The following is a 5,650-nucleotide window of genomic DNA, read 5'->3' as shown; positions in this document are numbered from 1 at the left end:
GCGCCGGGGCGCGCGATCCCGCTCGCGCGTCACAGCGGGCCTCGTCCAGGCGACCGGCCCGGGACGTTACCGGGCCGGCGACCGGACGCGTGGGACGGCGGGGGGACCGCGTCACAGGGCCCCATCCGACGGAGGCCGGGCCGCGCCGCGGCCCTCGTCCGACGGGCCAGCGCCGACGGGCCAGCCGACGGGTCAGGGCCGATGAGGCCGGGCCGACGGCCTCAGCCCGAGGGGCCCGGCGCGGGGACCGGCCCCTCCCCCGTGTCCGCGCCGGTCTAGAGACCGACCTCCTGCATCAGCATGCCGACCTCGGTGTTGCTCAGCCGCCGCAGCCAGCCCGACTTCTGGTCGCCGAGCCCGATCGGCCCGAACGCGGTCCGGACGAGCTTGTCCACCGGGAACCCGGCCTCCGCCAGCATGCGGCGCACGATGTGCTTGCGGCCCTCGTGCAGGGTGACCTCGACCAGGTAGTTCTTGCCGGTGTTCTCGACCACCCGGAAGTGGTCGGCGCGGGCGTACCCGTCCTCCAGCGGAATGCCGTCCTTCAGCCGCTTGCCCAGATCGCGCGGAAGGGGCCCCTGGATGGCGGCGAGGTAGGTCTTCTTCACCCCGTACCGCGGGTGGGTCAGCCGGTGCGCCAGCTCGCCGTGGTTGGTGAGCAGGATGATGCCCTCGGTCTCGGTGTCGAGCCGCCCCACGTGGAAGAGCCGGGTCTCCCGGTTGGTGACGTAGTCGCCGAGGCACTGGCGGCCGTCGGGGTCCTCCATGGTGGAGACGACACCGGCGGGCTTGTTGAGCGCGAAGAAGAGGTACGACTGCGTGGCGACGGTCAGTCCGTCGACCTTGATCTCGTCCTTCTCGGGGTCGACCCGCAGCCCCTGCTCGGTGACGATCCGGCCGTTGACCTCGACCCTGGCCTGCTCGATCAGCTCCTCACAGGCGCGGCGGGAGCCCATACCGGCCCGTGCCAGCACCTTCTGGAGACGCTCGCCCTCCTGCTCGGCGCCCGGGAAGGTCTTGGGGGTCTTGATCTCGGGCTTGTTCGCGTACCGCTCGCGGTTGCGCTCCTCGGTCCGGGTCTCGTACTCCCGCGAGCGCGCCGGGGCGGTCCGGCCGCCACCGCGCGGGGACTGCTTCGGGCCGCCCTTGGCGCCGCCCCGGGCGGAGTCGCCCCGGCCGGTGCGCGGGGCGCCGGGAGCGCCGCCCCGGCCGTCCTGGCGCCGCTCCGAGCGGCCCGAGCCACCACCCTGAGACGGACGGCCCGAGCCACCACCCTGGGACGGACGGCCGGAGCCACCGCCTTGAGAGGACCCGCCCACGTCGTAGCGGCGCTCCTCGGGGCGCGGCTTGCCCGCGCGCTTGTTCCGGTCGCCGTCGCGCTGTCCCTGGCCCTTGGGCCGCGAGCCACCCGCGCCGGCGCCCCGGTAGTCGCCACGCCCGCCGCTGTTCCTGCCGCTGCTTCGCATCAAAAGTCCGTGAGTCCGTCAGTCCGTAGTCGGTTGGTGGTCTGCTGTGTCCGGATCCGGAGCGTCCGGATCGAACGACGGGACCCCTTCCCGTGTCTCGGCCTCGATCGCCTCGGCCTCGGGGAGGAAGGGCGCCAGCTCCGGCAGCTCGTCCAGGCCACGCAGGCCCATCCGCTCCAGGAAGTAGTTCGTCGTCCCGTACAGGATCGCACCTGTTTCGGGTTCCGTGCCCGCCTCCTCCACCAGACCGCGCTGGAGCAGGGTGCGCATGACCCCGTCGCAGTTCACCCCGCGTACGGCGGAGACCCGGGAGCGGCTGACCGGCTGGCGGTAGGCGACGACCGCCAGGGTCTCCAGGGCGGCCTGGGTGAGCCGGGCCTGCTGGCCGTCGAGGACGAACCGCTCCACGGCGGCGGCGTGCTCGGGACGCGCGTAGAACCGCCAGCCGCCCGCCACGAGCCGCAGCTCGAAGCCCCGGCCCTGGACGGTGTACTCGTCGGCCAGCTCCCGCACGGCGTCCGCCACGGCCCGGCGCGGCTCCTCCAGGACCTTGGCGAGGTGGTCCTCGGTCACCGGTTCGTCGATGACCATCAGGACGGCTTCGAGGGCGGGCTTGAGATCGCTCACGCCGTCTCCTCCGTGGTGTCGGGCTCAGGGGTGGGTTCGGGGGCGCCGGAGGCACCGGGGGCGGCGGCCGGATCGGGGGGCCGGTCGAACTCGTCGGTGACGCTCGCGCCGCCGTCACCGACGGTCCACACGACGGTCAGCTCACCGAGGGCCTCCTCCTGGTCCAGGGCCACGGCCCGGTCCCGGTACAGCTCCAGCAGCGCCAGGAAGCGCGCCACCACGGTGAGCGTCTCGCCCGCCACGTCCGCCACCAGCTCACGGAAGCTCGCCCGCCCCCGCTCCCGCAGCAGCGCGACGACGACCTCCCCCTGTTCCCGCACGCTGACCAGGGGCGCGTGGATGTGATCCACGGAGAGCTGCGGCTTGGGCCGGGGCTGGGCCGCCTTCACCGCGAGCCGCGCGAACCCCTCCGCGCCGACGCTGATGACGACGTCCGGGAGCAGCTCGGCGTGGTGCGGCTCCAGGCCGACGGTACGGGGGTGGCGCCGCCCCTCCGTCTCCAGCCGGTCGCTGAGGATCGCCGCGATCTGCTTGTACGCGCGGTACTGGAGCAGCCGCGCGAAGAGCAGGTCCCGGGCCTCGAGCAGCTCCAGGTCGGCCTCGTCCTCGATGTCGGCGGCGGGCAGCAGCCGGGCGGCCTTGAGGTCCAGCAGGGTGGCGGCGACGACGAGGAACTCGGTCGTCTCGTCCAGTTCCCAGTCGTCGCCGAGGGCACGGAGATGGGCGATGAACTCGTCGGTGACCTTCGAGAGCGCGACCTCGGTCACATCGAGCTTGTGCCGGGAGATCAGCTGGAGCAGCAGATCGAAGGGGCCCTCGAAGTTGGCCAGCCGGACGGTGAAGCGGCCGTCGTCGGCGGGGGACGCCCCGCCGGGACCGGACTCGGGCACGCGTCCGGCCGTGCGCCCGGGACCAGGCGGGTGCTCAGAGCCAGGCGCGTGCTCAGGATCGGGCGCGTGCCCGGCCTCGGGCGCGCCCCTGGTCCCCGGCTCCGGCCCGGATCCGTCCCGCGCCCGGGATCCGACGCCGACAACGGACTCCGGCTCCGGCCCTGACTCGGACTCGGCGTCCGGTACGGGCCCGGTCGCGCTCCCGGGATCCGGCGCGGGTCCGGCCGCCTCCTCAGCTCCGGGTCCACGGTCCGGCCCTGCGGCGCCCCCGGCACCGGCCCGCTCGATCTCGGCGGAACCATCGGGGTCAGCGGGCCGCTCCGGAGCCACGGCCGCGGACCGGACCGATGGCCGCTCGCCCGCTCCGGCGCGTACCTCCTCCGGCTCCCGTGGAACGCGTCGCTCCAAGGTGGCCGATGCCACGGGCTCCGGCTCGGGCGGCACCTCCCGTACCCGCGGGGCCTCCGGCTCCCGACGTACGGAAGTACCGGAAGCACCCGAAGTGCCCGACGCCCCCGGCGAACCCGGCCCCCGGCCCAGGACGCGGCGCGGTGGGCGGGGAGGGTCGATCGGGGGCATAGCGGTCCAAACCAGAGCGGGAGCACACAAAGAGATGCGGCGGTAGCGCGCAGGCTACCGTCAGCGGCCCCGCAGACGGCGCACGAGGATGCTCGCGTCGCCGCGCTGTTCCAGATCGGCGAGGACGACCGCGACGGCCTCCCGGACGATCCGGCCGCGGTCGACGGCGAGACCGTGCTCACCGCGCAGCACCAGCCGCGCGTGCTCCAGATCCATCAGCTCCTCGGCGGAGACATAGACCGTGATCTTCTCGTCATGGCGTTCACGCCCGCTGGGGCGGCGGTTGGCGCCTCGCTTGGTGCGCCGCGCCGGGGCCGTCGTCGCCTCCTGGGGGGCCTGGGAGCGCCGGGCCCTGGGGACGGAGCCCGAGGTGGCCGCGGGGGGCTCCTCGGGCCGACCACGGGTCTCTGCGGGCTCCTCCAGCGCGGGCGGCGCGTCGGCGGCCGCCCCCTCGGGCCCTTCCAGCGGATCGCTCTCGCCCGCCGGGGCCGGGATCCTCGCGTCCCCGTTCGCTCCCCGGCGCGGCGAGGACGGCTGGAGCGCCATCCCCCCGGTCGTACGGAACAGTTCGTCGGCCCCGGGCAGACTCACTCGGCGTGACACCGGGCGAGCACCTCCCTGGCGAGCTGGCGGTAGGCGGCTGCGCCGACCGAGTTGGAGGCGTATGTGGTGATGGGTTCACCCGCCACCGTGGTCTCGGGGAAGCGGACGGTACGGCCGATCACCGTGTGGTACACGTGATCGTCGAACGCCTCCACCACCCGCGCCAGGACCTCACGGCTGTGCACGGTGCGCGAGTCGTACATGGTGGCGAGGATGCCGTCGAGCTCCAGGTCGGGGTTGAGCCGCTCCTGGACCTTCTCGATGGTCTCGGTCAGCAGCGCGACACCGCGCAGGGCGAAGAACTCGCACTCCAGCGGCACGATCACCTTGTGGGCCGCGGTGAGGGCGTTGACCGTGAGCAGTCCGAGCGAGGGCTGACAGTCGATCACGATGTAGTCGTAGTCGCCCAGCAGCGGCTTGAGCGCCCGCTGGAGCGTCGACTCGCGCGCGACCTCGGAGACGAGCTGCACCTCGGCGGCGGAGAGGTCGATGTTGCTCGGCAGCAGGTCCATGTTGGGCACGGCCGTCTTCAGCAGCACCTCGTCCGCCGACATGCCCCGCTCCATGAGCAGGTTGTAGACCGTCAGGTCCAGTTCCATCGGATTGACGCCGAGGCCGACGGAGAGGGCGCCCTGCGGGTCGAAGTCGACGAGCAGGACCCGCCGTCCGTACTCGGCGAGCGCGGCCCCCAGGTTGATGGTCGACGTGGTCTTGCCGACGCCGCCCTTCTGGTTGCACATCGCGATGATCTTCGCGGGGCCGTGGTCGGTCAGCGGGCCCGGGATCGGGAAGTACGGCAGGGGCCGCCCGGTGGGCCCGATCCGCTCGCGGCGCTGGCGCGCGGCGTCGGGGGCCAGGGTGGCCGCGTACTCGGGGTCCGGCTCGTACTCGGCGTCGGGGTCGTAGAAGTGACCCTCGGGGATGTCCTCGTAGGCGGCGAGGTGGGTGGACTCTCGGCCACTCTCGTTGCCGGCCGTGGCGTTCACGTGTAGGCCGTCCGTCATCTTCATCGTGTGGGCTGTCGTCATGTGCGGGGTGTCCTGGCGCGTCGTGAAGCTCGGGACGGCGATGGAGCCGACACCCCCTGGCCCGGCGGACGGACCGGGGCCCCACGCGGGCGCTCCGATGTGACCACCCCCGGGAGTAATTGTCGACTCATTCACAAGTCGTCTTACCTCCTTGGACGTGACCAGGACTTTATCGATAGGTCAGCGTGGCACCATGCCGACGGTTGGCGACTCTATGGCGTGTCACCGCTCCGCAGCAACACAATCCACCGGACCCGGCCCGATGTGTCGGCAACGGAACACCCGTCTGTCAAGGGTGCGCGGCCGTTCATGCGCGACGTGGCGCGGGGAGTTTCCGGGTGGGCGAATCGGCTGAAGGGTTACGTTCACGGCGAGTTGGGCCACCGGCCGCCGACCGGACACGCCAACGGCCGGACCTTGCGCGGCAAGATCCGGCCGTTGGCTCGTTGTTGACGCC

5 protein-coding genes are annotated in these 5,650 nt (G+C 72.9%); all 5 read right to left on the bottom strand.

Annotation, left to right across the window (positions count from 1 at the left end; genetic code table 11):
• Positions 1-275: 275 nt before the first annotated feature.
• Genes ACFVIM_RS32085 through ACFVIM_RS32065 form a run of 5 tightly spaced genes read right to left on the bottom strand, consistent with a single transcriptional unit; the run spans position 276 to position 5,193 of the window.
• Entirely contained in the window at positions 276-1,466 is a 1,191-nt protein-coding gene (locus ACFVIM_RS32085; RefSeq protein ID WP_384308963.1) for a pseudouridine synthase, read from the bottom strand.
• A gap of 18 nt (positions 1,467-1,484) precedes the next feature.
• A complete protein-coding gene (scpB, locus tag ACFVIM_RS32080; protein ID WP_384308961.1) occupies positions 1,485-2,093 on the bottom strand; it encodes an SMC-Scp complex subunit ScpB in 609 nt (202 codons plus the stop codon).
• Positions 2,090-3,562, bottom strand: a complete 1,473-nt coding sequence (locus ACFVIM_RS32075) for a segregation/condensation protein A (protein WP_384308959.1) — start codon at positions 3,560-3,562, stop codon at positions 2,090-2,092. Before ACFVIM_RS32075 ends, scpB begins: the two co-directional genes overlap by 4 nt.
• Before the next feature lie 60 nt (positions 3,563-3,622).
• Entirely contained in the window at positions 3,623-4,153 is a 531-nt protein-coding gene (locus tag ACFVIM_RS32070) for a hypothetical protein (RefSeq protein WP_384308966.1), read from the bottom strand.
• On the bottom strand, positions 4,150-5,193 hold the full coding sequence (locus tag ACFVIM_RS32065; protein ID WP_384308957.1) for a ParA family protein: 1,044 nt from the start codon (positions 5,191-5,193) through the stop codon (positions 4,150-4,152). Before ACFVIM_RS32065 ends, ACFVIM_RS32070 begins: the two co-directional genes overlap by 4 nt.
• Positions 5,194-5,650: the final 457 nt, after the last annotated feature.

It is taken from the genome of Streptomyces sp. NPDC057638 (genome assembly GCF_042800315.1).
Taxonomy (GTDB): Bacteria; Actinomycetota; Actinomycetes; order Streptomycetales; family Streptomycetaceae; genus Streptomyces.
Note: the sequence above shows the minus strand (reverse complement) of the source record. Positions and strands in the feature narration are given on the sequence as shown.

Coding starts and splice junctions, on each gene's coding strand:
- ACFVIM_RS32085 (WP_384308963.1), bottom strand. CDS start 1,466: ATGCGAAGCAGCGGCAGGAACAGCGGCGGGCGTGGCGACTACCGGGGC.
- ACFVIM_RS32075 (WP_384308959.1), bottom strand. CDS start 3,562: ATGCCCCCGATCGACCCTCCCCGCCCACCGCGCCGCGTCCTGGGCCGG.
- ACFVIM_RS32065 (WP_384308957.1), bottom strand. CDS start 5,193: ATGACGACAGCCCACACGATGAAGATGACGGACGGCCTACACGTGAAC.